Here is a 25,565-nt window from a genome sequence, read left to right on the forward strand (position 1 = left end):
CCTGTTTCGAATAGGATCATGCCGGATGCCGCACCGCAACATGCGATGCGACGAGCCGAGTTAAATTGTCACAAATTACTGATAGGTGCGTCCCGCGCGCAACAATCAGGCACCGCGTTGCCGCTCCGCCTCTTCGTCATAGCCAGAGGATTCCGCCGGACCATCGCGCCCGGGCTGCGTCGTCTGCGGCGGGTCCGACGCGTCCATTGATTCATCCAGCGCATTGTCGAGCTGCGCATCCTTGCTTTCGGGATGCTTTTCGAGCCGCTTGGCAATCGATTTGTCGCGGCCCGCATCCTGGTCTGGCGTTGGGTTCGTCGGCATGAGCCACTCCTTTCGTAACGCAAGCTCAACGGCCCAGTACGGCGACCTGTTCCTTAGGCGCCGCGCCCTCAACCAGCCGCGTCACCGATACACGCTGCGCCCGGAGCGTTGCCGTGCCGAAGATCGTCATGAACGCAATGTCAGTCGCATCCCGTCCGACCGCAACGCGAACCAGATCGTTGGCCGTTGCCATGCCGGTGGGGTCGACCAGCCGCCATTGCCCGTCGAGCCACAGTTCCGCCACCGCATGAAAATCGGGCGGGTCGACGCCGGGTGCGTAGGCCGAGACGCAGCGCGCCGGGATCTCGCCCGCCCGCGCCAGCGCCACCAGCAGATGGGCATAGTCGCGGCACACGCCGCGGCGCTCGGCAAAGGTGGTCAGCGCGGTGCCGCGCGGCTCAGTCGCAGCGCTGCAATACTCGATCGTACCGCGGACCCAGTCGAGCAGCGCCACCGCCAACGCGCCGTCGCTCAGGCCGGCAAATTCGCGGCGCACGAAATGCTCCAGTCGGTCGGATTCGCAATAGCGGCTGGGCAACAGATAGCGCACCAGGTCGCTTGGCAGATCGCGCACCGGGCCGTTCTTCAGCGCCGCGAGATCGATCGGCTGGCGCTCCACGCGCACGATGGCGTGATAGTTCGCCTCCAGCCGCTGCTCCGCGCGCGCCCAGCAGCGTTGCCCGATCCCTTCTTCGCCGCAGACGGCGCGGATTGGATGGTCGGATCGGATGACCAGCGATTCGGCCTCTATACGCTGGTCGGCCATCGCTGCAGCTTCGATCTGCAGCAGCACGTCCGCCACTTCGGGAAAACGATAGTCGAGGTGGACGTCGATGGCGATCCGCATGGTCGCTGCCCTTGAGAGATGGCCAAAAGAAAAGGGCCCGGCGGATCATCCGCCGGGCCCCTCGAACCTGTCCTCGCTGCGCGCTTATTCGCGGCTGCCGAGGAACGAGAGCAGGAACTGGAACATGTTGATGAAGTCCAGATAGAGCGACAGTGCGCCCATGATCACGGCCTTGCCCATCATGTCTGTACCCGCCACGTGCGCATACATTTCCTTGATGCGCTGCGTGTCATAGGCGGTCAGGCCAGCGAACAGCAGCACGCCGATCGCGCTGATGCCCATCTGCAGCGCCGAGCTCTGCATCCACAGGTTCAGCAGCGACGCGACGATCAGGCCGACGACGCCCATGATCAGGAACGTGCCGAATGCCTGCAAATTACGCTTCGTCGTGTAGCCGTAGATGCTCAGCGACAGGAAGGCGACTGCGGTGGCGAAGAAGGTGGAGGCGATCGAGCTGCCCGTATAGACGAGGAAGATCGTCGACATCGACAGGCCCATGATGCCTGCAAATGCCCAGAACAGCAGCTGCGCAGTGCCGGTGGACAGGCGGTTGATGCCGAAGCTCAGCACCATCACGAACGCCAGCGGCGAGAACATGATGATGTACTTCAGCGGCCCCGGCGTCAGGAACACCTGCGCCGCCAGGCTTTCGCGACCGCCGCTGGCGAACAACATCGCCACGATGCCGGTCAGCAGAACGCCCGACGCCATGTAATTGTAAACGGAAAGCATGTACTTGCGGAGACCCGCATCATACGTCGTCCCACGCGTGCCCGGCACGCTCGCGCCGAAGGCGGTGGCCGTCGGACGGGGGTCGGACCAGTTAGCCATTGTCAGTTCGCTCCTTCGTCCGGCAAGGGGCCGGACACGTCCTGAATATCGCGCGCAAGTGCCAAAATTTCAAGTTTGGCGCGGGCCAGCAACAGTTCGTCACAGCGGAAGGGTCCGCCATGCACCGTTTGTTCGTCGCACTGCGCCCGCCAACGGCCATCCGTGACGCGCTGCTCGACACGATGGACGGCATTGCCGATGCGCGATGGCAGGATGACGAGCAACTGCACCTGACGCTCCGCTTCATCGGCGCTGTCGATCGCCCTGTGGCGGAGGATATCGCAGCGGCGCTCGCCACGATCCACGCACCGGAGCCCGTGGTATCGCTCGCCGGCGTGGGCCGGTTCGACCGGCGCGGCCGTACCGCCATATTGTGGGCCGCCGCCACACCGCACGAGGCGCTGGCGGCGCTTCACCGCAAGGTCGATCAGGCGATCATCCGTGCCGGGCTCCAGCCGGAGCACCGCGCCTACCTGCCCCATATAACCGTTGCGCGGCTCGCCCGCGGCGCGTCCGCGGAACTGGAAGTGGAGCGCTGGCTCGCTCGCAACGCGGCCCTCACCAGTGCGCCTTTTCCGCTGACGCACCTCATCCTCTATGAAAGCCATCTGGCGCATGACGGCGCGCACTATGAACCGATCGCCCGCTGGCCCCTCGGCTGAAGCTCTGTTACGCGCGGGGAACGTGTCGTGAGTAATTGGGGGGAGCGGATGGCAGCCACGCCGGTCGAGGAACAGCAAGGCGAATATCGTGCCACCGGCTACGCCTGGTACGTGCTGGCGATCCTGTTCGTCGTGTACATCCTCAATTTCATCGACCGGCAGGTGATCTCGATCCTCGCCGAGGATATCAAGCGGGACCTCGGCCTGCGCGACGAGGACCTGGGCTTCCTCTATGGCACGGCTTTCGGTGTCTTTTACGCGCTGTTCGGCATCCCGCTCGGCCGCCTCGCTGACAGCTGGCACCGCGTGCGCCTGATCAGTGGCGGCCTTGCGCTCTGGTCGACCATGACGATGCTGTCGGGCCTGTCGCGGTCCGGCGGCCAGCTGGCCGCCGCGCGTATCGGCGTCGGCATCGGCGAGGCGACCGCCAGCCCGTCGGCCTATTCGCTGATCTCGGATTATTTCCCCAAGAAGCTGCGCGGCACCGCGCTCTCGATTTATTCCGCCGGCATCTATGTCGGCGCGGGCATCTCGCTCTTCATCGGCGGCCTGATCGTTCAGAGCTGGAACGCGGCCTATCCGAACGGCGGCCCATTCGGGCTGGTCGGCTGGCAGGCCGCGTTCATGGCCGTCGGCTTCCCCGGCGTCATCCTTGCACTGTGGATCGCCACCATCCGTGAACCGGTGCGCGGCCTTTCCGAAGGCCTGACGCAGCCGCCGCACCCTGCGCCGTTCAAGGCGTTCTTCGAAGAATTGCTGACGATCATCCCACCGCTAACGCTGATCGGCGCGGCACGTTGCGGCGGCAGGACGCTGATGTGGAACATCGTCGGCTTGGCCGTCACCGTGGCTGCAGTCGTCTTGCTGGTCAGCCTGGGCGAACCGCTGCCACAATGGATCGCGGTCGGCATCGGCTGCTATGCGGTTTTCTCCTGGGCTATCACCCTCCGCCACCGCGACGCGCCCACTTTTGCACTGATCATCGGTACGCCCGCATTTCTCTGCACCGTCGTCGCTTACGGCCTGAACGCCTTCCTCAGCTATGCGGCAGGCTTCTGGGCCGCGCCTTATGCGATGCGCGACCTCGGCATCTCACCGGCCGAGGCCGGGCTGATCCTGGGCGGGCAAGGCGCGCTGTCCGGGTTCCTCGGTGTCACCATCGGCGGCATCCTCGGTGACAAGTTGCGCCAGAAGCACCCCGGCGGCCGCCTCATCATGGTGGCGCTGGGCGCCGTGGTACCGACGCCGTTCCTGGCGATCGCCTTCACCACCGATACGCCGATCATCCTCTACGTCTGCCTCTTCATTGCCCAATTCACCGCCAGCTGGGCCTTGGGTAATTCCGCCGCGACGACGCAGGATCTCGTCCTGCCGCGTATGCGTGGAGCGGCCACCGCCACCTATTTCATTGGCACGACGCTGCTTGGCCTCGCGCTGGGGCCGTATCTGGCGGGCCGCGTCTCAACGCTTACCGACAGTCTCTCGACCGGCATGCTGTCGCTGCTCGTCACCGTGCCGATCACCCTCGGGGCCTCGATCGCGGCGTTCAAGCTGGTGCCGCGCGCCGAAGCCACGCGCGAGGAGCGGGCCCGGGCCGCGGGCGAACCGGGTCTCGATCCCGCCTGATCCGCCGATGGCGCGCGTGATCCTCCGGTTGGCCGCGCTCGTCGCAGCGCTGCTCCTCGCGCTGCCGCTTCATCTGCTGTGGCGGCTGTTCCGCCTGCCGTCGCCATGGCCGCGCCTGTTCCTGGGCGTACTCGGCCGGATCATCGGCGCGCGCGCACGCACTGTCGGTACGCCGCTGAAGCGCGACGTCGTGTTCGTCGCCAATCACTTGAGCTGGATGGATATCCCGATCCTCGCCGGGCGCACTGGCACCGCTTTCGTCGCCAAGGCGGAGCTTCGCGAGGTGCCGCTGGTTGGCTGGCTGTGCACGCTGAACCGCACGCTCTTCGTCCGTCGGGAGGATCGCATGGCGGTCGCCGACCAGATCAACGCCTTGCGCGACGCACTCGCGGAAACCTGGGCGATCGCCATCTTCCCCGAAGGCACCACCGGCGACGGCACGGCGCTGCTGCCGTTCAAGGCCGCCCTCCTCGCGGTGCTCGATCCCCCGCCGCCGGGTGTCCTCGTCCAGCCGGTCCGGATCGATTACGGCGCCGCCACCGGTGAACTCGCCTGGATCGGTGACGAGCCGGGCCAATCGCATGCGCTGCGCGTGCTTCGCCGCCGCGGCACCTTCACGGCCACCCTCACCTTCTGCGATCCCTTCGACCCGCACGATTATCCGGGCCGCAAGGCCACCGCTGCCGAGGCGCGCGCACGGATCGCGGCGGCCGGTGGCGGAGAGGCGCCGCGCGCGCTATAGGCGCGGCCCCATGAAGCCTACCCCCAAAACCCCAGCAACGCCAAAGACCTTCGCGGTCAAATCGTTCGGCTGCCAGATGAACGTCTATGACGGCGAACGCATGGCCGAGTTGATGGCGGGCGAGGGCCTGACCCCGGCCGACGCCGCAGACGCCGATCTGGTGGTGCTCAACACCTGCCACATCCGCGAGAAAGCGACCGAGAAGGTCTTCTCGGACATCGGGCGGCTGCGCAAGGATCGCCTCGGGCGCGGCGAACAGGCGCCGATGATCGCGGTCGCTGGCTGCGTCGCCCAGGCGGAGGGGGAGGAGATCGTCCGCCGCGCGAAGGTCGACGTGGTCGTCGGCCCGCAAGCCTATCACAATTTGCCGAAGCTCGTCGCCGCCGCCGCTGCCGGCACCGCCGCGGTCGACACCGACATGCCGATCGCGTCCAAGTTCGGCGCGCTCCCCGCACGCCGCAAGGTGGGACCCACCGCCTTCCTCACCGTGCAGGAAGGCTGCGATAAGTTCTGCACATATTGCGTGGTGCCCTACACGCGAGGTGCAGAGGTCAGCCGCTTCTTCACCGCGATCGTCGACGAGGCTAGGGCATTGGTAGACGCTGGCGCGCGCGAGATCACCTTGCTTGGGCAGAATGTGAACGCGTGGGAAGACGAGGATGGCCGCGGCCTCCACGATCTTATCCGCACGCTGGATCGCATCCCCGGCCTCGCGCGGATCCGCTATACGACCAGCCATCCCAATGACATGAAACAGGGCCTGATCGACGCCCACCGAGACGTCGAAAGCCTAATGCCCTTCCTCCACCTACCGGTACAGGCTGGCAGTGATCGCGTGCTGAAGGCGATGAACCGCAGCCACACGCGCGACTCGTACCTGCGCCTGCTCGATCGCATCCGCGCCGCCCGGCCGGACATCGCGCTCTCCGGCGATTTCATCGTCGGTTTCCCCGGCGAGACGGAGGCGGAGTTCGCCGAGACGCTGAGCCTCGTGGATGCGGTGGGATACGCGCAGGCGTTCAGCTTCAAGTACAGCCCGCGCCCCGGCACCCCCGCTGCCGATCTCGACGGGCAGATCCCGCAAGACGTGATGGATGATCGGCTACAGCGCCTGCAAGCTGCGCTCAACCGCGATCAGCATGCCTTCAACCGCAGCACCGTGGGCCGTACGTGCGACGTCCTGATCGAACGCGCCGGCAAGCATCCGGGCCAGATGCTGGGCAAATCGCCGTGGCTGCAATCCGTTCATCTTTCCGGCGCCCACGCGATCGGAGACTTGGTGTCGGTCACCCTGGTTCAGGCGGGCCCGAACTCTCTTGCTGGTGTCCCGAAGCTTTCTTTTGTCGCGTGACTTGAACGGGCTGACGATGGTCTCCGGGGTGCAAAGTTCTCCGGTCGCACACGAAAGGGATACACCTTTTACATCGCACAACGTCGGTCCCTTCATCGATCATGGCCCCGGACTGCCGCGCCATCGTTGCGGTACTTCCGGGCCTTTTTCGTGACGGAACGAAAGGGGCTTACGCGAACTTGTTGGCGCTGTCAGAAATGGCACGGATGACGCGCCGCCAAGGAGCAAGATGAGCCGCAAGCCCGTACCCGCCCAGCCGGGCGATCGCAGCCGTACCGAACTCACCTTCGATCGGCCCCAATTGCTGAGCGTGCTCTTCGGCCAGTACGACCGAAATCTCGTTGCGCTCGAAAACCGCCTCGGCGTGTACATTACGGCTCGGGGCAACCGCGTCGGTCTGGAAGGGAGCGCCGAACAGGTCGCGCTCGCCCGCGACGTGCTGAACGATCTGTATCAGCGCATCCAGCGCGGCGAGGAGATCGATGGCGGCCTCGTCGATGCCTCGATCGCCATGGCGTCCGAACCGACGCTCGACGGCATCATCTCTGCCGAGCGCAGCAACGGCGGCCCGCCGTCGATCATGATCCGCACGCGCAAGAAGACGATCGTGCCGCGCACGCCGGCGCAGGCGCATTACATGCGCGAACTGGTCAGCAACGACATGATCTTCGCGCTCGGCCCGGCGGGTACCGGCAAGACGTATCTGGCGGTCGCGCAGGCGGTGGCGCAGCTCATCACGGGCAGCGTGCAGCGGCTGATCCTCTCCCGTCCCGCCGTCGAGGCAGGCGAGCGGCTCGGCTTCCTTCCGGGCGACATGAAGGAGAAAGTCGACCCGTACCTGCGCCCGCTCTACGACGCGCTCTACGATTGCCTCCCCGCCGAGCAGGTCGAGCGGCGCATCGCATCGGGCGAGATCGAGATCGCGCCGATCGCCTTCATGCGCGGCCGCACGCTCGCCGACGCCTTCGTCATCCTCGACGAGGCGCAGAATACCACGCCGGCGCAGATGAAGATGTTCCTTACCCGCTTCGGCCAGAACAGCCGGATGGTGATCTGCGGCGATCCGAACCAGACCGATCTTCCCGGCGGCGTCGCGGCAAGCGGTCTTGCCGATGCGACGATGCGGCTGGAAGGCGTCGAGGGTATCTCGCTCGTCCGCTTCAGCGCGGCTGACGTGGTGCGCCACCCGATCGTCGGACGGATCGTCGAGGCCTATGAGGGCCGTGAAGCCTGATCGGCGCACGCAAAGTCGCTCCACAAGCGCCCGGATTTGATGCACACAGGCAGGACATGATCGAAATTGCTTTGTCGACGGACGAGTCCTGGCCAGGCGGGCCGTGGGAGGAACTCGCCACCGCCGCCGCACGTGCCGCCGTGGGCGCCACCCCGTACGGCACCATCCTCACCACCGACGCCTCGGTCGAAATCAGCGTCCGGCTGACGTCGGATGACGAGGTGCACGCGCTGAACCGGCAGTATCGCGACAAGGACAAGCCCACCAACGTCCTGTCCTTCCCGATGGTGCAGCCGGACCTGATCGACACCGTCAGCCAGAATTCCGACGACGGCGAGGTGCTGCTTGGTGACATCGTGCTCGCCCGCGGTGTCTGCCTTGCGGAGGCGGCGGAGCGGAACATCTCCACCGAGGATCATCTCTCGCATTTGATCGTGCACGGCACGCTGCATCTGCTAGGTTATGATCACATGACCGACGAAGAGGGTGATGCGATGGAGGCGATCGAGCGTGACGCGCTCGCCACGCTTGGCATTGCGGATCCCTACGCCATACGAGAGGACTAAGTGTCCGAAGACCGAAGTAGCGCCGGAAACGGCGACTCCAATGAATCCGGCATCTGGCGCAGCTTGCGCTCCCTCATTTTCGGCGACACGTCCGAAGGGCGGCTGCGTGATCAGCTGGAAGATGCCATCGATCGTCACGAGGACGATCCCGCGCCAGAGGCAAAGGGCGATCTGACGCTTCTGGAGCGGCAGATGGTCCGCAACCTGCTCCATTTCGGCGAGCGCGATGCCGGCGACGTCGGCGTGCCGCGCGCCGATATCATCGCGATCGAGGAACAGACGACCTTTGCCGAGCTGGTGAACGTCTTCGCCGACGCTGGCGTCAGCCGCCTGCCGGTCTATCGCGAACGGCTCGATACGATCGTCGGCATGGTCCACATCAAGGACGTGTTCACGATCCTGGCGAGTGGCGCCCCGCACCCAGCGGACATTTCGGCACTGATCCGTCAGCCGCTGTTCGTGCCGATGAGCCGCGGCGCGCTGGATCTGCTTGCCGACATGCGCCAGACCCGCGTCCACCTCGCCATCGTGCTGGACGAATATTCCGGCACCGAAGGCCTCGTCACGATCGAGGATCTGATCGAGGAAATCGTCGGTGAGATCGAGGACGAGCATGACGAGGCGCCCGCACGCCTGCTGTTCCCGCTTGAGGGCGGCGCCTGGGAAGCCGATGCCCGCGTCGAACTCGAGGATATCGGGGAGGCGGTCGACGAGCGTCTCGCCGAGGCGGACAGCGACGTCGATACGATCGGCGGCCTGACGGCAGTGCTGGCCGGCCGGGTGCCCGAGCCCGGCGAGTGGCTGGACCATCCGAGCGGCTGGAAGATCGAGGTGGTCGATGCCGACGAGCGACGCGTCAATCGCGTGCGCCTTCACCCGCCGATCCCCGAGCCGGAGGACGAGTAACGCCGTTAGTGGCGATCACCCCCGGGGCGACCGGGGGGCGATCCAGCCGTCAGCGGAAATTGTCGGCGTAGCTCTGCAGCTTCAGCTTGCGCTCGGGTGCGGGGATCACGGTGTAAGGGATTCCCTCGCGTTCGGCGTAGGCGATTGCTGCCTCCCGCGTCGGGAAGCCGAGCCGAACCTGCTCGCGCGTCTCCGCCCCGCCGGCCCAGCCGGTCAGCGGATCGGGCCGCTTGGGGTCGTCGGACGCGAAATCCAGCTGCCAGAGGTCGGTGCGAGACTTGCCCGATTGCATGGCATTCTTCGGGCGCTGATAGATGCGGGCGGTCGACATGGGCCTGCCTTACCGCGAACTGCGCGCGCGTGCATCGGCATTTTTCGTCCGAAGCGTCGCCGCCGCGCTCGCCGGATCGTCCGGCCAAGGATGGCGCGGATAACGGCCGCGCATTTCCTTCGCCACCGCGGCCCAGCTGCCGGCCCAGAAACCCGGCAGGTCGCGCGTCGTCTGGATCGGTCGACCGGCCGGCGAAGTGAGCGACAGTACCAGTGGCACACGCTCGGCGCCGATCGTGGGATGCTCCGCCAGCCCGAACAGCGCCTGCACGCGCAGCTCGACGCGCGGGCCGCCTTCCGCAGCATAATCGATCGGGTGGCTGCTGCCCGCGGGACTGGTGAAATGCGACGGGGCGATCCGCTCGATCCGCTGCTGCTCGTCCCAGGAAAGCAGCCCGCGCACCGCCTCCCTGAGCGCACCCGCGGGGATGGCATCCAGCCTACGCCGCCCCGCCACCAGCGGCGGCAGCCACTCGTCGAGCCGCTCGAGCAGCGCCTCATCGTCGAGCGGCACGCCCGCATAAACAGCGCGCTGGCGATACGCCGCCATGTCCTTGCTCCACGGCAGCAGCGCCAGCCCATGCTCCCGTACCCCCGTCACCAGCGCCGTCTCGAGCGCGACGGGATCGGCATCGCTGTCAGGACCGCCGGACAGGCGTATCGCCCCCAGCCGCCGCTCGCGCACCGGCCGCACCCCGCCGGTCGCGGGGTCGAAATCGGCCGTCCGTCGCGTCTCGATCCGGTCGGCGAACAGCGCCTCCACGACCGCCTCCTCGATCGGCGCGGCGGAGAGGATCCGCGCGCCGGCCGCCATGCCCTGCGTTTCCGCTACCGTCAGCCAAGGTTCGCGCGCCAGCGACGCGGTCGGATCAAGCCGGAACCCACGCCCGCCCACCGAGGCCCAGCGCTCGCCCGACGAATCGCGTCGCTTCGCCACCCGATCGGGAAAAGCGAGCGCCACCGCCACCTCGACTCCGCTCGCGCTTGCCAGATCGAGCACCGGCGAGCGCTCGCCGCCGCCACGCGGCACCGCCCGCGCCCAGCGCTCGGCGAGCTTGCGCGCCGCTTGCGCCTTAGGGGAGCGGTCACTGCGCCAGCGCCGTAGCCGCAATTCCAGGTCAACGTCGCTACCGCCAAGCCCGCGCTCGCCGAGCAGCACCGCGACTTCGGCTGCCACGCCGCCCAGCCCGATCTCGCCTGCGCGCAGCAGCATGTGGGCGAGCCGCGGCGGCATCGGCAGCGCGGCCATCGCCCGGCCGTGCGCAGTCGGGCGGCCGGCATCGTCCACCGCGTCCAGACTCGCCAGCCGCGTCTGCGCCTCCGCCACTGCGGAGGCCGGCGGGGGGTCGATCCACTTCAGGTCGCGCGGATCGGCAACGCCCCAGATCGCGCTTGCCAGCACCAGCGCGGAAAGGTCCGCTTCCAGTATCTCCGGCGGGTCGAAGCGCGGCAACCCCGAGGTCGCCGCTTCCTCCCACAGGCGATAGGCGACACCCGGCCCCTGCCGCGCCGCGCGCCCCGCACGCTGCGTCACTGCCGCCTGGCTTGCCCGCTCGGTCACCAGCCGGGTCATCCCCGCCGCCCGGTCGTAGCGCGGGCGGCGCGCCAGCCCCGAATCGACGACGATGCGGATTCCGTCCAGCGTCAGGCTCGTCTCCGCGATCGAGGTCGCCAGCACCAGCTTGCGTCGTCCATCCGGCTCGGCGCGGATCGCCGCGCGCTGCGCTGCCGGGTCGAGGCTGCCGTGAAGCCGGTGAAGCGCCACGCCGGCGATCCCCTCCAGCCGCTCCGCCGTCCGCTCGATCTCCGCCACCCCCGGCAGGAAGGCGAGCACGCCGCCCTCCGCCTCCGACAGCGCCTGCCGCACCGCCGCCGCCACCGCGTCCTCGATTCGTTCATGGGTGCGGCCGACGTGGCGCAGCGCCAGCGGCCAGCTTCGCCCCTCGCTCTCGATCACCGGCGCGCCATCCATCAGCGCGGCGAACCGCGCCCCATCGAGCGTTGCCGACATGGCAAGGATGCGCAGATCCTCGCGCAGGCCGCCTTGCGCATCCAGTGCCAGCGCCAGCCCGAAGTCCCCGTCGAGGCTGCGTTCATGCACCTCGTCGAACAGCACTGCGGACACGCCCGCCAGTTCCGGGTCGCGCTGGATCCGCGCGGTGAAGATCCCCTCGGTGACGACGGTGACGCGCGTCTCGGCCGATCTCTTCGTGTCGAGCCGGGTCGCATAGCCGAACGTCCGCCCCACCGGCTCTTCCGCCAGCGCCGCCATCCGCTCGGCCGCTGCTCGCGCTGCCAGCCGCCGCGGCGACAGCAGCAGGATCTCGCCAGTGCACCATTCCTCGCCCAGCAGCGCCGGCGCCACCGCCGTCGTCTTGCCGGCGCCTGGAGGCGCGACAAGCACCGCTGAGGAACGTGCGCGCAGCGTCTCCAGCAGATCCGGCAACACCGCGTGGATCGGCAGCGCCTCGCTCATCGCGCGCCGCCGTTCGGCCGACGCGTCGGCTTAGCGCCCGTCGTGGTGGCAGCTGTCGCCGGGCTCGCCGGTCGTGGTGATGGTCTGGCGCTTGAAGTCATAGGTTTCGCTGAAGCGCAGGTAGCGCGGCTTGCTGCCGGTCTTCCAGTAGACGTTCCGCCTGACCGTCGTGCCGTCGCGCACATGCGACGCGTAGGACAGGGTCACGCCGTCTTTGTCCGTGCTGCGATCCAGGAACAGCGGCGTGCCGGCAGTGGAGATCCGCCGCCGTTCGCCGCCGGCATCGGAGAACAGGGTATTACCGGACAGCGTGAACGTCGTCATCCGGGGTGAAGGAAGGCCGCCGATCTTCAGATGACAGGTCATGGCCAGCGGCGCCGCCTGCTGTGCCGCGGCCGGGACCGCGACAAGCCCCGCTCCAACAACCAGAGCTCTGCCGATCATCGCCCGCCTCCTCCTCTTGCCGCGGAGGATACGAGCGGTGCCGGCGAAGCGTTCCAACGTTGCAACCGAGGAGCGTGCGGCGCCCCTTCCCCCTACACGTGGGTGGCGAGCGCCTTCAGATCGGCCAGCGGCCGCGCACCGAAGTGGCTGATCACTTCCGCCGCGCACACCGCGCCAAGCTTCAGCGAACGTTCCAGGTCCCAGCCCTGCGCCTGGCCGTGGAGGAAGCCGGCCGCAAACAGATCGCCCGCACCGGTGGTGTCGACCACCTTGTCGACCGGCGCCGCAGGTACCCGCACATGCTCGTCACCGGCAATGGCGCAGGCGCCCTCCTCGCTCATCGTCACGACGAGCAGCGGCACCTTGCCCTTCACCGCGGCGATCGCGGCATCGGCGTCGGCCGCCTCGGTCAGCGAGATGATCTCCGCCTGGTTGGCGAACAGAACGTCAATGAGGCCATCCTCGATCAGCTGGAGGAACGCCGCGCGGTGGCGGTCGATCACGAATTCCGCCGACAGGGTGAAGGCCACCTTGCGACCAGCGGCCCGCGCCACGTCGATCGCGGCACGCATGGCAGCGCGCGGCTCTTCCGGGTCCCAGAGATAGCCCTCGAGGTAGAGGTACTTGGCATCCGCGATCAACGTGCGGTCAAGCGCCGCTTCGGGCAAATAGTGCGACGCGCCGAGGAAGGTGTTCATCGTGCGCTGGCCGTCCGGCGTCACGAAGATCAGGCAGCGGCCCGTGGTCGGGCTGCCCGGCCGCGCCTCGGTATCGAAGCGGATGCCGGCCGCCCGGATGTCATGCGCGAAGACATTGCCCAGCTGATCGTCGGCCACCTGGCCGATGAAGGCGCACTTGCCGCCCAGCGCCGCCATGCCTGCGATCGTGTTCGCCGCCGAACCGCCGGACACTTCCTGCCCCGGGCCCATCTTGGCGTAGAGCGCGTCCGCTTCCTCGGGTGAGAAGACCAGCGCCATCGCGCCCTTGGTCATGCCATTGTCGGCAACGAAGGTATCGGTCGCGGGCGAAAGAATATCGACGATGGCATTGCCGATCGCGACGATGTCGTAAGCAGGCTGGGTCAAGAAGAGCGGTCCTGGAACAATGCCGCTCCTTGGCGCCGATCACCGCCTGCGTGGGTCGCACGCAACGGCGGGACAGGCTCATCCGGAACGGGTTGAGGGTTGCGCGCGCCGTAACTGTGCCCAGTCCCTTGCGCAACTGGCGGGTTGCGCGCAATTCCCGCCGCAATGCTCGGTGCCTTCGCTCTCAGCCTCGGACAGCTCGGCGATCGTGCGGTGCTCGGCGTGCTCGCGCGCAGCATCGCGCTGACGCTGGCGCTGTTCCTCGTGCTTGGCGCTGGCGTCTGGTGGGGCATGGATGCATTCCTCGCCACTTGGTCGTGGGGCAATGCGCTTGCCGCCGCGGCATCGGTGGTGGTCACCGCGCTCGCGCTCTGGCTGCTGTTCCGCGCTGTCGCGGTCGCGGTCGTCGGCCTGTTCGCCGACACGATCGTCGCCGCGGTCGAGGCGAAATATTATCGTGACGCGCTGGCGAGCGCCCGCGATGTGCCGCTCGCCGTTTCGCTGCGGATGGGCATCGGCTCCGCGGTTCGGTTCGTCGCGATCAACCTCCTGCTGCTGCCGCTCTATGTGGTGCTGCTCGCAACCGGCATCGGCACCGCGGCACTGTTCCTCGCGGTCAATGCCTGGTTGCTCGGCCGCGACCTCGGCGACATGGTCGCGGCGCGCCATTTGTCGCCTGCCGATATGCCGGCGTGGCGCCGCGCCACTGCGGCACGCCGCTTCCTCCTGGGGCTTGCCGCAGCAGGCCTGTTCCTCGTGCCCGTGGCCAACTTCCTCGCGCCGGTGCTCGGCGCGGCGATGGCCACGCATCTGTTCCACCGGAGTCGTCGATGAAGTTTCTCGCCCCCGCTGTCATCCTCCTGCTCGCCTCGGGCTGCGCCACCGCGCCCGGCGGCGGGGCAGTGCCGGCGGATCGCGTGCCACTCCCCTTCACCAGCGCTGGCCTCGAGCGCGTGATCGGGCAGGACGCCGCCGCGCTTACCCGCCTGTTCGGCGCGCCGAATGCCGATGTGCGCGAAGGCAACGCCCGCAAGCTCCAGTTCCAGAGCCGGATCTGCGTGCTCGATACCTATCTCTATCCCAAGGGCTCGTCCGAGCCCCGCGTCACCTATGTCGATGCGCGCCAGCCCGATGGCCGTGCGATCGATCGCGCCAGCTGCGTCGCCGCGCTCACCCGCCGCGAAGGCGGGAAATAGCCCACCCGGCGGCTTCCGCCACCACCGGATCAGGATCGTCCAGCAGCCGGGTGGCGGGAGCGATCAGCGCCGCGTCGCCGCTGTTGCCGGCCGCGATCAGGCAGTTGCGCATCATCCGGTTGCGCCCGATCCGCTTGATTGGCGATCCCGAGAACACCTGGCGGAACCCCGCGTCATCCAGCGCCAGCAGGTCGGCAAGTTCCGGCGCGGCGAGCTCGGCGCGCGGCGCGAATGCCCGGTTCGCCCGCCCCGTCGCGGCGAACTTGTTCCACGGGCACACTGCCAGGCAATCGTCACAACCATAGATGCGATTGCCCATCGCATGCCGGAACTCGTGCGGAATCGGGCCGGCATATTCGATCGTGAGGTACGAGATACACCGCCGCGCATCCAGCCGATATGGCGCCGGAAAGGCGTTGGTCGGGCAGGCCCGTTGGCAGGCGTCGCACGATCCGCAGGAAGGCTGGCCCGGCTGGTCGGGCTCCAGCGCAATGGTGGTGTAGATCGCGCCCAGGAACAGCCAGCTGCCGTCCGTGCGGCTGACTAGGTTGGTGTGCTTGCCCTGCCATCCGAGGCCGGCTGCTTCCGCCAGCGGCTTCTCCATCACCGGCGCGGTGTCGACGAACACCTTCAGGTCACCATCCGCGACCGTCACCAGCCACCGCGCGAGCGCCTTCAGCGCCTTCTTGACGACATCGTGGTAATCCGCGCCCTGTGCATAAGTGGAGATGCGCCCGATGCTCCCCTCGCCGGCCAGCCGCAGCGGGTCCTCTGCGGGGGTATAGCTCATGCCGAGGGCGATGACGCTCTTCGCCTCCGGCCAGAGCCCAGCGGGCGATTCGCGATGGTGCGCACGCGCCTCCATCCACATCATGTCGCCGTGGCAGCCCTCGGCCAGCCACTGGCGCAGCCGTTCGCCCGCGCGCGGCGCGGCATCGGCGCGCGCGATCCCGCACGCCGCGAAGCCAAGCTCCGTCGCCTTCGCCTTTAACGCTGCTTCAAGCTTGTCTTGCGACATGACGCCCCGCTACCACGAGACGCCTGCGAAGACACGTCCGCCTCGCCAGCGCACGTTACGAGGATAGTGAACGACGTGTCCGATCCCGCCATCATCGCCAGCGGTCTGGTGAAACGCTTTGGTGACCGCCCCGTCGTGGACGGCATCGATCTCGTCGTGCCACGCGGCGCCGTCTATGGCGTGCTCGGCCCGAACGGCGCCGGCAAGACGACGACGCTGCGCATGCTGCTGGGCATCATCGAGCCCGACAGCGGCACCCGCACGCTGCTCGGCACGCCGCATCCGCGCGACGCCAGCGACCGGGTCGGCTACCTTCCCGAGGAACGCGGTCTTTACCCCGCGATGAAAGCGCGCGACGCGATCGCCTTCATGGGCGCCCTTCGCGGCCTGCCGTGGCGGGAAGGGCGCGCACGCGCCGGCACACTCCTCGAATCAGCCGGCCTGGGACATGCGAGTGACCAGAAGATCCGCAAGCTTTCAAAGGGCATGGCGCAACTCGTGCAGTTGCTGGGCTCGATCGTCCATCAGCCCGATCTCCTCGTCCTCGACGAGCCCTTTTCCGGCCTTGATCCGGTCAATCAGGAACGGCTGGAGGCGCTCATTCTCAAGGAACGCGATCGCGGCGCGACGATCCTCTTCTCCACCCATGTCATGGCCCACGCCCAGAGATTGTGTGATCGGCTGGCGATCATCGCCGGCGGCAAGCGCCGGTTCGAAGGCACGGTCAACGAGGCGCGCGGCATGCTCCCGCAACAGGTCCATTACGTGCCGCACTTCCCCAATCCGGGCCTCAGCGAACAACTCCCGCGGGATGCGGTGGCCGATGGCGACGGCTGGACGTTCGAGCTCCCGCGCGAGGGGATCGAAGGGCTGCTGAAGCGCCTGATCGACGCTGGCTATGGCATCTCCGGCCTCTCGATCGAGCGCCCGGGTCTGCACGAGGCATTCGTGCGGATCGTCGGCGAAGCCGCTGCTGCGCCCGCCGCGCCGGAGCACGCCGCATGAGCGCCTCCGGCAACATCCGCCGGCGCCTGCGCCAAACGCTGACGATCGCACGCCGCGATTTCGTCGCCACGGTCTTCACGCCGATCTTCCTCCTGTTTCTCTTCGCGCCCGTCATCATGGGCTCGTTCGGCGCGATCGGCGGCCTTGGCGCCGCCTCGGTCTCCGCCGGCTCTGCGGACAAGGAGCGGCTGGTGGTGATCGCGTCGCCTGCGGAAGCCGGGGCGCTCGTCGCCGCCGATCGCGCATTGCGCCCGCTGTTCAGCGCCGATGCCAGGCCCCCCGTGCTCGATCTGCGCCCGTCGGCCAGCAACGTCTCGCACCAGGCACGCACCGCGCTCGACTCACGCGACGTCGACGTCGCCGCCGTGATGAGCGGCCCGCTTGAGAGACCGCAGATCCTTTACGGCCAGAGCCGCCGCCCCGCGCTCTATCTCGCCGCGCTCGCCGAACAGGCCCTGCGCATCAACCGCAGCGGCGTAGAGCAGGTGAGCACGCCGATGCTGGTACGTGCCGAACGCAGTTCGCCATCGCTGGGCGGGCGCAACGCCTCGGGCTTCTTCGCCGTGTTCGGCATCTTCTTCCTGACGCTGTTCCTCTCCGGCCAGGTCGTCGGCACCATGGCGGAGGAGCGCAACAACAAGGTCATCGAGGTGCTCGCCGCCGCGGTGCCGCTGGAGAGTGTCTTCCTCGGCAAGCTCCTCGGCATGTTCGGCGTCGCGGTGCTCTTCGTCGCCTTCTGGGGCACGATCGTCAGCCAGATCGGCGCGCTGCTCCCGGCCAGCGCCGGCATTGCAGAGCTTACCCCGGCAGTCGGCTTCGGCACCTTCGCGATCCTCTTCGCGGCCTATTTCACCACCGCCTATCTGCTGCTCGGCTCGGTCTTCCTTGGCGTCGGCGCACAGGCATCGACGATGCGCGAGATCCAGATGCTCTCGCTGCCGATCACCATCCTCCAGGTGGCGATGTTCGCGCTCGCCTCGGCGGCGGCGTCGAACCCGGACGGCTGGGTCGCGCGCGTTGCGGAATGGTTCCCGCTTTCCTCGCCCTTCGCCATGGCCGGCCGCGCCGCGAACTCGCCCGAAATCTGGCCGCACATCGTCGCGCTTGCCTGGCAATTGCTGTGGGTGGCGATCTTCATCTGGGTCGGCGCGCGGCTGTTCCGCCGCGGCGTGCTGCAATCCGGAAGCCCGGCTGGCGCTTGGAAGAGACGGTTTGGTCGCAACCGTAACGCGAAGGATCGCGCCACGTATTGACAAGACTGTCAGTTAGGTTTTCTCTCGCAACTGAAATAGACGCGGGAGAGAATTGATGGCGACGCTTGCCAAGAACGTGGCGGAAACGCGGGCAGTCGACCCCTTCGACGTCAGCCGGCCGGAACTGTATCGGGACGATACCTGGCGCGAACCCTTCGCAAAGCTGCGCGCCGAGGCGCCCGTCCACTATGTCGCGGATTCCGAATTCGGGCCGTACTGGTCGGTCTCCTCCTACAAGCCGATCGTCGAAGTCGAATCGCTTCCCGATCTCTATTCCTCGGAAGCAGGCGGCATCACGATCGCCAATTTCGACGCCGAGGATCCCAACGCGGTGCGCATGCCGATGTTCATCGCGCGCGATCGCCCGGTCCACACGGCGCAGCGCCGAACGGTTGCGCCCGCCTTCACCCCGTCGGAAATGACGCGCCTCTCCTCCGACATCCGCCGCCGCACCGAAGAGGTGCTCGATACGCTCCCCTGGGGCCAGCCCTTCGACTGGGTGGACACCGTCTCGATCGAACTCACCACGCAGATGCTGGCGATCCTGTTCGACTTCCCGTGGGAGGATCGCCGCAAGCTCACCTTCTGGTCCGATTGGGCCGGCGATATCGAGATCATCAAGAACCCGGATCTGCGCCAGCAGCGGCTGATGCACATGTATGAGTGCGGCACCTATTTCCGCGGCCTCTGGAACGAGAAGCTGAACAAGCCGCCGCAGCCCGATCTCATCAGCATGATGATCCATTCCGATGCCATGCGCGAGATGGACGACCATGAGTTCCTCGGGAACCTCATCCTGCTGATCGTCGGCGGCAACGATACGACGCGCAACACCATGTCGGGCCTCGCCTATGGCCTCGACAAATATCCTGACCAGCGCGCCAAGCTGGAGGCTGATCCCTCGCTTATCCCCAACGCCGTCAGCGAGATCATCCGCTGGCAGACGCCGCTCGCGCATATGCGCCGCACGGCGACGCAGGATACCGAGCTGATGGGCCAGCAGATCAAGGCCGGTGACAAGCTCGCCATGTGGTACATTTCGGGTAACCGCGACCAGAGCGTGTTTGGTGAGGACGCCGACAAGCTGGTCGTCGATCGCCCCAACGCCCGCCGTCACCTCGCCTTCGGCCACGGCATCCACCGCTGCGTCGGGGCGCGCCTCGCGGAGCTCCAGATCGGCATCCTGCTGGAAGAAATGGCCAAGCGGCGGATGCGCGTGAATGTCACCGGCGCGCCGGAGCGGGTCGCCGCCTGCTTCGTCCACGGCTATCGCAAGCTGCCGGTGGAAATCAGCAAATACTGATCGGCTGATCCCTGAGCCATTGCGGCCGCCGCTCGTCCGGCGGCCGCTTTGCTTTGCCCCTGCCCGCCCTTATGAAGGCAGAGCAGGCGGAGGCGGGGGCATGGCCGACGGGTTTGAAGCAGGGGTTGATATCGTGACCGGCGGGCTGATCGGCCGCGCCGTGGAGCCGCACGCTGGTGCGTTATCTTCCGCGGACACGCACGCTCATCCTGCCAATTGTCTCAACTGCGGCACCGGCCTGATCGGCGCGCACTGCCACAATTGCGGCCAGTCGGCGCACGTGCACCGCACCGCCGGCGCGATCCTCCATGATATCGCCCACGGCGTGTTCCACTTCGAGGGCAAGGCCTGGCACACGCTGCCGATGCTCATCCGGCGGCCGGGCGAGCTTACCCGCCGCTACGTCGACGGCGAACGCGCGCGCTTCGTCTCGCCGCTCGCGATGTTCCTGTTCACCGTCTTCCTGATGTTCGCCATTGTGGCGAACCTGCCGGGCTGGAGCTTTGGCGGGCCCGACTTCCTGAAGCCGGGCCTGAACGGCGGCATTGCCGATGCGCGCGCCAAGCTGACGCAGGAGCGCACCCGCGCCGATGCCGAAGTGGCGAAGATCACGAAGTCCCTTGGTCGGGAGCGCGCCGCCGCCAGCCCCGATGCCGAGGATATCGCCCGGCTCGAACAGCGGCTCGCTAAGGCCACCGAATCGCGGCGCCAGCTGGCGGAGGCCGAACGGATCTTGCCGCTCGCCACCACCTTCGACGTTGAAGGTGCGCCCGCCGCGGACGGCGACAACTGGCTGCAGGCCAAGGTTCGCCACGCGCGCGAGAACCCGACGCTGCTGCTCTACAAGCTCAAGACCTCGGCCTATAAGTTCAGCTGGGCACTGATCCCGCTGTCGATCCCGTTCCTGTGGCTCCTGTTCCCCTTCAGCCGCCGCTTCGGCCTGTATGATCACGCGGTGTTCACCACCTATTCGCTCACCTTCATGTCGCTGCTGACGATCGCACTGGCGATCCTCGGCACGCTCGGCGTCTCGCCCGGCATCCTGTTTACCGCCGCAGTGCTGATCCCGCCCTTCCACATCTACAAGCAGATGAAGGGCGCGTATCGCCTCGGCCGCACCGGCGCGCTGGTGCGCACCACCTTGCTCGTGATGCTCATCGTCGGCGGCGTCGTCCCGTCCTTCGCGCTGCTGCTCCTCTACCTCGGCCTCGCCTGACGGGCGGCTGGTACACGTCACCCCGGCCTTGAGCCGGGGTCCCGCTTCTCCCTCAGTCACACTCACGCCGGCCCGCTACGGGCACAAAAAAGCGGATGCCGAGCCATCGCACGGCATCCGCCATTTATTCTCTAGCTCACCAGGCCCGCGCCACACCGGCGCGGCCCGGCGGCGCGTCAGGCGCCCGCCGGAGACGGGTTGCCGAACGGCCCCTGCGGGCGGTGCGTCTTGGGGATCGACGTGCCGACCGACGGGATCGCGGCCTTCTTCGGCCCCTGATCGATGCGGCCGATATTCTCGCCCGCGATCAGCTTCTTGATCTCGTCGCCCGACAGCGTCTCATACTCGAGCAGCGCGCCGGCCAGCAGGTGAAGCTGGTCGATGTTCTCGGTCAGCACCGTCTTCGCGCGTGACAGCCCGCCCTCGACGATCGTCTTAATCTCATGATCGATCAGCTGCGCCGTCTCGTTCGACATGTGCGTCGGCTGCGAGGACGAATAGCCTAGGAAGCTCTCGCCCTCGGGCTGTGCATAGTCGACCGGGCCGACCTTGTCCGACATGCCCCACTTGGTAACCATGTCGCGTGCGAGACCCGTGGCATATTGGATGTCACCAGACGCGCCCGACGAAACCTTGTCGTACCCGAAGATGATTTCTTCCGCGACGCGGCCGCCCATCGCCACCGCCAGGTTCGCGTACATCTTGTCGCGATGGTAGCTGTAGCTGTCGCGTTCCGGCAGGCGCATCACCATGCCCAGCGCGCGGCCGCGCGGGATGATCGTCGCCTTGTGGATCGGGTCGGACGCCGGCTCGTGCAGCGCAACGATCGCGTGGCCCGCCTCGTGATAGGCGGTCATGCGCTTCTCGTCCTCGGTCATCACCATGGAGCGCCGCTCGGCACCCATCATGACCTTGTCCTTGGCCTCTTCGAACTCGGCCATGGCAACCAGGCGCTTGCCCTTGCGCGCCGCCGTCAGCGCCGCCTCGTTGACGAGGTTGGCGAGATCCGCGCCCGAGAAGCCCGGCGTGCCACGCGCGATGGTGCGGCTGTCGACGTCCGGCGCCAGCGGCACCTTCTTCATGTGCACTTCGAGGATCTTCACGCGGCCCTCGATGTCCGGGCGCGGCACCACGACCTGGCGGTCGAAGCGGCCCGGGCGCAGCAGCGCGGGGTCAAGCACGTCGGGGCGGTTGGTCGCCGCGATGATGATGATGCCTTCGTTCGCCTCGAAGCCGTCCATCTCCACCAGAAGCTGGTTCAGCGTCTGCTCGCGCTCGTCATTGCCATTGCCGAGGCCGGCACCGCGATGACGGCCGACCGCGTCGATTTCGTCGATGAAGACGATGCATGGCGCGCTCTTCTTGGCCTGTTCGAACATGTCGCGCACGCGGCTGGCACCGACGCCGACGAACATCTCGACGAAGTCCGAGCCCGAGATGGTGAAGAACGGCACGCCCGCCTCACCCGCGATCGCGCGGGCAAGCAGCGTCTTGCCGGTACCGGGCGAGCCGACCAGCAGCGCGCCCTTCGGGATCTTGCCGCCAAGACGGGCGAACTTCGACGGGTCCTTCAGAAACTCGACGATTTCCTCCAGCTCCTCGCGCGCCTCGTCGATGCCCGCGACGTCGGCAAAGGTGACCTTGCCTTCCTTCTGCGTCAGCATCTTCGCGCGGCTCTTGCCAAAGCCCATCGCGCCGCCTGCGCCGCCACCCTTCTGCATCTGGCGCACCACGAAGAAAGCGATGCCCAGGAACAGGAGGAACGGCAGCGACTGGTACAGCAGCACCATCCAGATCGACGGGCCATCGTCGCGCTTACCCGAAATCTCGACGCCCGCCTTGCGCAGGCGGTCGGTAAGCTGCGGATCGCTCACCGGATCGGTGCGGAACTTCTCGCCGCTCGAAAGGGTGCCGCTGATCTGCTCGCGCGAGATCGTGACGTCCTTGACGGTGCCTTCATCGACCTTGTCGAGGAACTGCGAATAGGCGATCGACGTGCCGCCGCCAGCCGCAGTGCGGCCGTCGAACATCGTGACCACGATTGCCAGCGACAGCAGGATGCCCACCCAGATGAGCAGGCTCTTCATCCAGGGGTTGGGGCCATTGCCGCCGTTGTCGCCGCCAGACTGCTTGTCGTTGTCGTTCATGCGTTACCTTTCAACGCCTGCAATGTAGGCTGCGCGATGTTAATGGCAATGGAACGGAGCGCGGATTTCCGCGCCATTTCCCCGGTCAGAGTGATCGACGCGGCGGGGCGGGGCGGAAGTGCCAGCCGGTCTTGCGCGCCGCCGCGATCACCTCTGCGTGAGTCGCTCTTTTGCCCATCAGCAGCGAATCGAGCAGCGGCTCGATATTGGCGCCCGCCTCGAACGGGGGGGTGGTGATTCCGTGGTGCTCGCGCACGGTCGTGATCGCCCGCCGCGCCATCCGCCGCAGCGTGTCACGCGGCAGGTCATCGGGCACAAACGTCACGTTCCCCTCGGTCACCTGTGCCCGCTCACGCCACATCAGCGCGCCGATCGCCGCCAGGTCGCGCTCCGCCTCGCCCACCCAGGCCGCCGTGCGCGCCAGCGCCGGCGGATCGAGCCACTCGTTCTGGTCGAGCAGGCGGCGGTAGCGCGTACGGTCATGTCGCGGATCGGCGTTCGACGGGTCGTCGACGAACGACACGCCCTCGCGCCGCACGATCGCGCGCAGCGCCGCGCGCCGCCAGCCGAGCAGCGGCCGCACCAGCGTGGCCCCCGCCACCGTCGCTCGCGGCCGGATCGCCGCAAGCCCGGTGATGCCGGAGGCACGCCCGGCGCGCATCAAAAAGGTTTCGGCCTGATCGTCGGCATGATGGGCGGTCGCCACCGCCAGCGCCTTCATCTCCTCCGCCCAACCGGCCAGCAGCTGGTAGCGCGCGCGGCGTGCCTGCCCCTGCATGCTCGCGCCAGTGATCGGTGTCGCAACGGTCAGCGTCGTATGCGGCACGCCGAGCGCTTCGGCCTGCCCCGCCACCATCCGCGCTTCGCTCGCCGCACTCTCGCGCAGCCCATGATCCACCGTTGCCGCGATACAGGCCTGCGGAAAGGCGCGCGCCGCCAGCACCAGCAGCGCCATGCTGTCCGGGCCTCCAGATACGGCGACGCCAATCGGCCGCGCGAAGCTCGGCGCCTCGCCGGTAAGGGCGATCAGATCGGTGCGGAAACGCTCGACATCGGCCGGGTCGGCCACCCGCTCACTTGCACTTTGCGGAGGTGCGGGCGCGCGCGACATTGTCCTTCATGCCCTGGCCGATCTTGTCGCCATAGACATCGCTCAGTTCGCCATAGACCTTGCACGCATCCGCCGGCTTGTTGAGCTTCAAGAGCGCCTGGCCGAGGAAATAGAGGCTCTCGGGCGCACGCTCGCCATCCGGATATTTCTTGTAATTGTCGTAGAAGGCGATCGAGGCGAGGCTTGGCTTGCCGTCGTCGAGATATGAGCGGCCAAGCAGGTTCTGTGCGTAGCTCGCGCGGCGCGACCGCGGGTAAGTCGCCACCACCTTCTTCAGCTGCTCCGCCGCCTCGGCGTAGCGCTTCGCCGCCCACAGACGGTAGCCGTAGATATATTCGTCCTCGTCCGGCTGGCCGGTCGAGGGCTTCTCGATCCCGCCCGCTGCTGCCGGGCGCGCGGCGGGCGTCGTTTCGCCGAGCTGCGCCTCAAGGCTCCCTGGCGGGCGAATGCCGGGGCGCGCCGGCGTGGTGCCGGTCGCGCGCGGTGGCGGCGGCACGACGGGGCCTGTCATTTCGACGCCGCCACCCATCGGCACGGGCGCACCGCTGCTCAGCCGCGCGTCGGTGGATTGCTTGTAGGCGTTGAACTGCTCTTCCAGCTGCCGCAGCCGGAACTGCGCCTGCTCGATCTGCCCGGTCATCGAAGCGATCTGCGATTCCAGCGATGACACGCGCTGCGTCAAATCGTCGACCGCGCTCGACGAGGGCGCGCCGATCACCTCGCGCGGCGTCTCGGTCGGGCGTACCTGCGGCTCGAGATACGCGCCTGCGCCGCCCGGGAACACCTTGCGCTGCACCGCGCGCATCTCGCTCTCGAGCTTGCCCACCCGGCCTTCCAGCCCCGACTGGGCGAATGCCGGCGTCGCGCACCCAGCCAGCGTGACGGCGATCAGGAACTTACGCATCAACGACACCCCCCGGCATGATCTTGCCAGCGCGCTATAGCTAGCTTCGCGATCCTGTCTCCAGGCTTAAGGTTGCGCGGGATCACTGCCCGATCCCGCAAATGCCGGCGGCACGGCCGTGTCGGTGCGGCGCACCGGCACCGCGGCCGGCGCCATAGCGGCGCTCGCCGTCTCGGCCTGGCCGTTCGACTTGGCGAGCAGCGCCGCCGCACCCACCGGCACGTTCTTGATCGGGCGCTCGCCCGTGCCGAGCGGCGGCAGCACCGATCCGTTCAGCGTCACCTGCAGCTTGTCCGGCCGGCCGACGTTGATCATCGGTGCGTCCGCATCCGGCGGTACGTCGAACCGCTCGCCCTTCTTCAGCGTGCCGGTGAACAGCGTCTTGTCCGCCTTGTCGTAGACGCGCAGCCACACCTCGTCGGTCGCCACCAGCGCGACCTGGCCACCGCTCGCCGGGCTCGGCGCGGTGGATGGCTGCGCTGCCGGCACCGCGACTGCGACGGAGGGCGCGCCCGCGGGCGCATCCGCATCGCCGCCGCGCATCAGCCCGGTCGCGAACCAAAGAACCGCCAGCACGACGATCGCCAGCGCGACGCCGGCAGCCGCAATCACCAGCCCGCGGCTCGGCACGCGCGTCGGATCGGCGACTTCATACGGTTCGTAGCGCGGCTTCTCGCGCGGCGCGTTCATCGCTTCGACGCGCACGTCCCGCGCCAGCGCCACCTCGTCTTCGCCGACCGCGCGGGCATAGGCCCGGACGAAGCCGACGGCGTAGGTGGAAGACGGCAGCGCCCCGTAATTGGATGCCTCGATCGCCTCGAGGTGCCGCAGCGGCACGCGCGTGCGTGCCGCGATTTCGGACAAGGACATGCCAAGCCGCTCGCGAGCCTCGCGCAGCCTCTCGCCGACGGGTTGGGGAAAGAGCGTCGCCTTCTCGCCGCGCTCGGCCTCAGTCATTCAGATCTCCGCTCCGGGCGGATCGACCCTG

General features: G+C 67.6%; 25 protein-coding genes. 13 read left to right on the top strand and 12 right to left on the bottom strand.

The features are described 5' to 3' along the window. Nucleotides 1-105 precede the first annotated feature (105 nt). The 3 genes from ACH0CP_RS04050 to ACH0CP_RS04060 all read right to left on the bottom strand — a co-directional run bounded on the left by ACH0CP_RS04050 (nucleotide 106) and on the right by ACH0CP_RS04060 (nucleotide 2,002). Nucleotides 106-324, bottom strand: a complete 219-nt coding sequence (locus ACH0CP_RS04050) for a hypothetical protein (RefSeq protein ID WP_406875790.1) — start codon at nucleotides 322-324, stop codon at nucleotides 106-108. A 25-nt stretch (nucleotides 325-349) separates the two neighbouring features. Beyond that, complete coding sequence (locus tag ACH0CP_RS04055) at nucleotides 350-1,171, bottom strand: transglutaminase family protein (protein ID WP_294442155.1); 822 nt, start codon at nucleotides 1,169-1,171, stop codon at nucleotides 350-352. Nucleotides 1,172-1,255: 84 nt separating this feature from the next. Then, complete coding sequence (locus ACH0CP_RS04060) at nucleotides 1,256-2,002, bottom strand: Bax inhibitor-1/YccA family protein (RefSeq protein ID WP_294442154.1); 747 nt, start codon at nucleotides 2,000-2,002, stop codon at nucleotides 1,256-1,258. Between the two features lie 119 nt (nucleotides 2,003-2,121). Here ACH0CP_RS04060 and thpR point away from each other — a divergent pair, with 119 nt between their 5' ends. The 7 genes from thpR (at nucleotide 2,122) to ACH0CP_RS04095 (ending at nucleotide 9,089) form a co-directional block, all read left to right on the top strand. Continuing rightward, nucleotides 2,122-2,664 (top strand): RNA 2',3'-cyclic phosphodiesterase, encoded by a 543-nt coding sequence (gene thpR, locus ACH0CP_RS04065; protein WP_406875791.1) that lies wholly within the window; start codon nucleotides 2,122-2,124, stop codon nucleotides 2,662-2,664. A 48-nt stretch (nucleotides 2,665-2,712) separates the two neighbouring features. Next, nucleotides 2,713-4,290: an MFS transporter gene (locus tag ACH0CP_RS04070; protein ID WP_294442191.1), complete on the top strand. Its 1,578-nt coding sequence runs from the start codon at nucleotides 2,713-2,715 to the stop codon at nucleotides 4,288-4,290. 7 nt (nucleotides 4,291-4,297) lie between these two features. Then, the gene (locus ACH0CP_RS04075; RefSeq protein ID WP_294442152.1) at nucleotides 4,298-5,032 is read left to right on the top strand and encodes a 1-acyl-sn-glycerol-3-phosphate acyltransferase; all 735 of its coding nucleotides are present in this window, start codon (nucleotides 4,298-4,300) and stop codon (nucleotides 5,030-5,032) included. Nucleotides 5,033-5,042: 10 nt separating this feature from the next. Beyond that, nucleotides 5,043-6,383, top strand: coding sequence for a tRNA (N6-isopentenyl adenosine(37)-C2)-methylthiotransferase MiaB (miaB, locus tag ACH0CP_RS04080; protein ID WP_294442151.1), 1,341 nt, complete (start codon nucleotides 5,043-5,045; stop codon nucleotides 6,381-6,383). A 229-nt stretch (nucleotides 6,384-6,612) separates the two neighbouring features. Next, nucleotides 6,613-7,617 carry a PhoH family protein gene (locus tag ACH0CP_RS04085; protein WP_294442150.1) on the top strand — a complete coding sequence of 335 codons (1,005 nt, stop codon included), beginning with the start codon at nucleotides 6,613-6,615 and terminating at the stop codon, nucleotides 7,615-7,617. A gap of 56 nt (nucleotides 7,618-7,673) precedes the next feature. Then, the gene (gene ybeY, locus ACH0CP_RS04090; protein WP_294442149.1) at nucleotides 7,674-8,183 is read left to right on the top strand and encodes an rRNA maturation RNase YbeY; all 510 of its coding nucleotides are present in this window, start codon (nucleotides 7,674-7,676) and stop codon (nucleotides 8,181-8,183) included. Continuing rightward, nucleotides 8,184-9,089 (top strand): hemolysin family protein, encoded by a 906-nt coding sequence (locus tag ACH0CP_RS04095; protein WP_294442148.1) that lies wholly within the window; start codon nucleotides 8,184-8,186, stop codon nucleotides 9,087-9,089. It begins immediately after the preceding gene. A 49-nt stretch (nucleotides 9,090-9,138) separates the two neighbouring features. Here the strand turns inward: ACH0CP_RS04095 and ACH0CP_RS04100 are convergent, their stop codons facing one another. The 4 genes from ACH0CP_RS04100 to ACH0CP_RS04115 form a co-directional block, all read right to left on the bottom strand. Beyond that, nucleotides 9,139-9,420, bottom strand: a complete 282-nt coding sequence (locus ACH0CP_RS04100; RefSeq protein ID WP_294442147.1) for an ETC complex I subunit — start codon at nucleotides 9,418-9,420, stop codon at nucleotides 9,139-9,141. A gap of 9 nt (nucleotides 9,421-9,429) precedes the next feature. Further along, nucleotides 9,430-11,895, bottom strand: a complete 2,466-nt coding sequence (hrpB, locus tag ACH0CP_RS04105) for an ATP-dependent helicase HrpB (RefSeq protein WP_294442146.1) — start codon at nucleotides 11,893-11,895, stop codon at nucleotides 9,430-9,432. A gap of 30 nt (nucleotides 11,896-11,925) precedes the next feature. Next, nucleotides 11,926-12,339: a hypothetical protein gene (locus tag ACH0CP_RS04110; RefSeq protein WP_406875792.1), complete on the bottom strand. Its 414-nt coding sequence runs from the start codon at nucleotides 12,337-12,339 to the stop codon at nucleotides 11,926-11,928. A gap of 92 nt (nucleotides 12,340-12,431) precedes the next feature. Next, nucleotides 12,432-13,424, bottom strand: coding sequence for an adenosine kinase (locus ACH0CP_RS04115; protein WP_294442144.1), 993 nt, complete (start codon nucleotides 13,422-13,424; stop codon nucleotides 12,432-12,434). A 165-nt stretch (nucleotides 13,425-13,589) separates the two neighbouring features. Between ACH0CP_RS04115 and ACH0CP_RS04120 the strand changes: the two genes are divergently transcribed. Further along, nucleotides 13,590-14,258, top strand: coding sequence for an EI24 domain-containing protein (locus ACH0CP_RS04120; protein ID WP_294442143.1), 669 nt, complete (start codon nucleotides 13,590-13,592; stop codon nucleotides 14,256-14,258). After that, a complete protein-coding gene (locus ACH0CP_RS04125) occupies nucleotides 14,255-14,620 on the top strand; it encodes a hypothetical protein (RefSeq protein ID WP_294442142.1) in 366 nt (121 codons plus the stop codon). The genes ACH0CP_RS04120 and ACH0CP_RS04125 overlap by 4 nt, the downstream gene beginning before the upstream one ends. On the opposite strand, the gene queG is transcribed toward ACH0CP_RS04125, so the two are convergent. Then, on the bottom strand, nucleotides 14,595-15,638 hold the full coding sequence (gene queG, locus ACH0CP_RS04130; RefSeq protein ID WP_294442141.1) for a tRNA epoxyqueuosine(34) reductase QueG: 1,044 nt from the start codon (nucleotides 15,636-15,638) through the stop codon (nucleotides 14,595-14,597). The two genes, ACH0CP_RS04125 and queG, sit on opposite strands and share 26 nt — an antisense overlap. A 75-nt stretch (nucleotides 15,639-15,713) precedes the next feature. On the opposite strand from queG, the gene ACH0CP_RS04135 reads away from it, so the two are divergent. The 4 genes from ACH0CP_RS04135 to ACH0CP_RS04150 all read left to right on the top strand — a co-directional run bounded on the left by ACH0CP_RS04135 (nucleotide 15,714) and on the right by ACH0CP_RS04150 (nucleotide 20,415). Further along, the gene (locus ACH0CP_RS04135; protein WP_406875794.1) at nucleotides 15,714-16,643 is read left to right on the top strand and encodes an ABC transporter ATP-binding protein; all 930 of its coding nucleotides are present in this window, start codon (nucleotides 15,714-15,716) and stop codon (nucleotides 16,641-16,643) included. Beyond that, nucleotides 16,640-17,896, top strand: coding sequence for an ABC transporter permease (locus ACH0CP_RS04140; RefSeq protein ID WP_294442139.1), 1,257 nt, complete (start codon nucleotides 16,640-16,642; stop codon nucleotides 17,894-17,896). Before ACH0CP_RS04135 ends, ACH0CP_RS04140 begins: the two co-directional genes overlap by 4 nt. A 55-nt stretch (nucleotides 17,897-17,951) precedes the next feature. Further along, complete coding sequence (locus ACH0CP_RS04145; protein WP_294442138.1) at nucleotides 17,952-19,199, top strand: cytochrome P450; 1,248 nt, start codon at nucleotides 17,952-17,954, stop codon at nucleotides 19,197-19,199. A 100-nt stretch (nucleotides 19,200-19,299) separates the two neighbouring features. After that, nucleotides 19,300-20,415: a DUF3667 domain-containing protein gene (locus ACH0CP_RS04150; protein WP_294442137.1), complete on the top strand. Its 1,116-nt coding sequence runs from the start codon at nucleotides 19,300-19,302 to the stop codon at nucleotides 20,413-20,415. Nucleotides 20,416-20,591: 176 nt separating this feature from the next. Here ACH0CP_RS04150 and ftsH read toward each other — a convergent pair whose 3' ends face one another. The 4 genes from ftsH to ACH0CP_RS04170 all read right to left on the bottom strand — a co-directional run bounded on the left by ftsH (nucleotide 20,592) and on the right by ACH0CP_RS04170 (nucleotide 25,534). Then, the gene (gene ftsH, locus ACH0CP_RS04155) at nucleotides 20,592-22,562 is read right to left on the bottom strand and encodes an ATP-dependent zinc metalloprotease FtsH (protein WP_294442135.1); all 1,971 of its coding nucleotides are present in this window, start codon (nucleotides 22,560-22,562) and stop codon (nucleotides 20,592-20,594) included. 85 nt (nucleotides 22,563-22,647) lie between these two features. Continuing rightward, nucleotides 22,648-23,631 carry a tRNA lysidine(34) synthetase TilS gene (tilS, locus tag ACH0CP_RS04160; protein ID WP_294442134.1) on the bottom strand — a complete coding sequence of 328 codons (984 nt, stop codon included), beginning with the start codon at nucleotides 23,629-23,631 and terminating at the stop codon, nucleotides 22,648-22,650. 4 nt (nucleotides 23,632-23,635) lie between these two features. Continuing rightward, entirely contained in the window at nucleotides 23,636-24,577 is a 942-nt protein-coding gene (locus ACH0CP_RS04165; RefSeq protein ID WP_294442133.1) for an outer membrane protein assembly factor BamD, read from the bottom strand. Between the two features lie 66 nt (nucleotides 24,578-24,643). After that, entirely contained in the window at nucleotides 24,644-25,534 is an 891-nt protein-coding gene (locus tag ACH0CP_RS04170) for a helix-turn-helix domain-containing protein (RefSeq protein WP_294442132.1), read from the bottom strand. Nucleotides 25,535-25,565: the final 31 nt, after the last annotated feature.

The organism is Sphingomonas sp. 179-I 2A4 NHS (assembly GCF_045369135.1).
In the GTDB taxonomy this organism is placed as follows: Bacteria; Pseudomonadota; Alphaproteobacteria; order Sphingomonadales; family Sphingomonadaceae; genus Sphingomonas.

Bases quoted from the DNA above. Each gene is read 5' to 3' on its own strand.
- ACH0CP_RS04050 (WP_406875790.1), bottom strand. From the start codon at position 324: ATGCCGACGAACCCAACGCCAGACCAGGATGCGGGCCGCGACAAATCG.
- ACH0CP_RS04055 (WP_294442155.1), bottom strand. From the start codon at position 1,171: ATGCGGATCGCCATCGACGTCCACCTCGACTATCGTTTTCCCGAAGTG.
- ACH0CP_RS04060 (WP_294442154.1), bottom strand. From the start codon at position 2,002: ATGGCTAACTGGTCCGACCCCCGTCCGACGGCCACCGCCTTCGGCGCG.
- thpR (WP_406875791.1), top strand. From the start codon at position 2,122: ATGCACCGTTTGTTCGTCGCACTGCGCCCGCCAACGGCCATCCGTGAC.
- ACH0CP_RS04070 (WP_294442191.1), top strand. From the start codon at position 2,713: ATGGCAGCCACGCCGGTCGAGGAACAGCAAGGCGAATATCGTGCCACC.
- ACH0CP_RS04075 (WP_294442152.1), top strand. From the start codon at position 4,298: ATGGCGCGCGTGATCCTCCGGTTGGCCGCGCTCGTCGCAGCGCTGCTC.
- miaB (WP_294442151.1), top strand. From the start codon at position 5,043: ATGAAGCCTACCCCCAAAACCCCAGCAACGCCAAAGACCTTCGCGGTC.
- ACH0CP_RS04085 (WP_294442150.1), top strand. From the start codon at position 6,613: ATGAGCCGCAAGCCCGTACCCGCCCAGCCGGGCGATCGCAGCCGTACC.
- ybeY (WP_294442149.1), top strand. From the start codon at position 7,674: ATGATCGAAATTGCTTTGTCGACGGACGAGTCCTGGCCAGGCGGGCCG.
- ACH0CP_RS04100 (WP_294442147.1), bottom strand. From the start codon at position 9,420: ATGTCGACCGCCCGCATCTATCAGCGCCCGAAGAATGCCATGCAATCG.
- hrpB (WP_294442146.1), bottom strand. From the start codon at position 11,895: ATGAGCGAGGCGCTGCCGATCCACGCGGTGTTGCCGGATCTGCTGGAG.
- ACH0CP_RS04110 (WP_406875792.1), bottom strand. From the start codon at position 12,339: ATGATCGGCAGAGCTCTGGTTGTTGGAGCGGGGCTTGTCGCGGTCCCG.
- ACH0CP_RS04120 (WP_294442143.1), top strand. From the start codon at position 13,590: ATGCTCGGTGCCTTCGCTCTCAGCCTCGGACAGCTCGGCGATCGTGCG.
- ACH0CP_RS04125 (WP_294442142.1), top strand. From the start codon at position 14,255: ATGAAGTTTCTCGCCCCCGCTGTCATCCTCCTGCTCGCCTCGGGCTGC.
- queG (WP_294442141.1), bottom strand. From the start codon at position 15,638: ATGTCGCAAGACAAGCTTGAAGCAGCGTTAAAGGCGAAGGCGACGGAG.
- ACH0CP_RS04140 (WP_294442139.1), top strand. From the start codon at position 16,640: ATGAGCGCCTCCGGCAACATCCGCCGGCGCCTGCGCCAAACGCTGACG.
- ACH0CP_RS04145 (WP_294442138.1), top strand. From the start codon at position 17,952: ATGGCGACGCTTGCCAAGAACGTGGCGGAAACGCGGGCAGTCGACCCC.
- ACH0CP_RS04150 (WP_294442137.1), top strand. From the start codon at position 19,300: ATGGCCGACGGGTTTGAAGCAGGGGTTGATATCGTGACCGGCGGGCTG.
- ftsH (WP_294442135.1), bottom strand. From the start codon at position 22,562: ATGAACGACAACGACAAGCAGTCTGGCGGCGACAACGGCGGCAATGGC.
- ACH0CP_RS04165 (WP_294442133.1), bottom strand. From the start codon at position 24,577: ATGCGTAAGTTCCTGATCGCCGTCACGCTGGCTGGGTGCGCGACGCCG.
- ACH0CP_RS04170 (WP_294442132.1), bottom strand. From the start codon at position 25,534: ATGACTGAGGCCGAGCGCGGCGAGAAGGCGACGCTCTTTCCCCAACCC.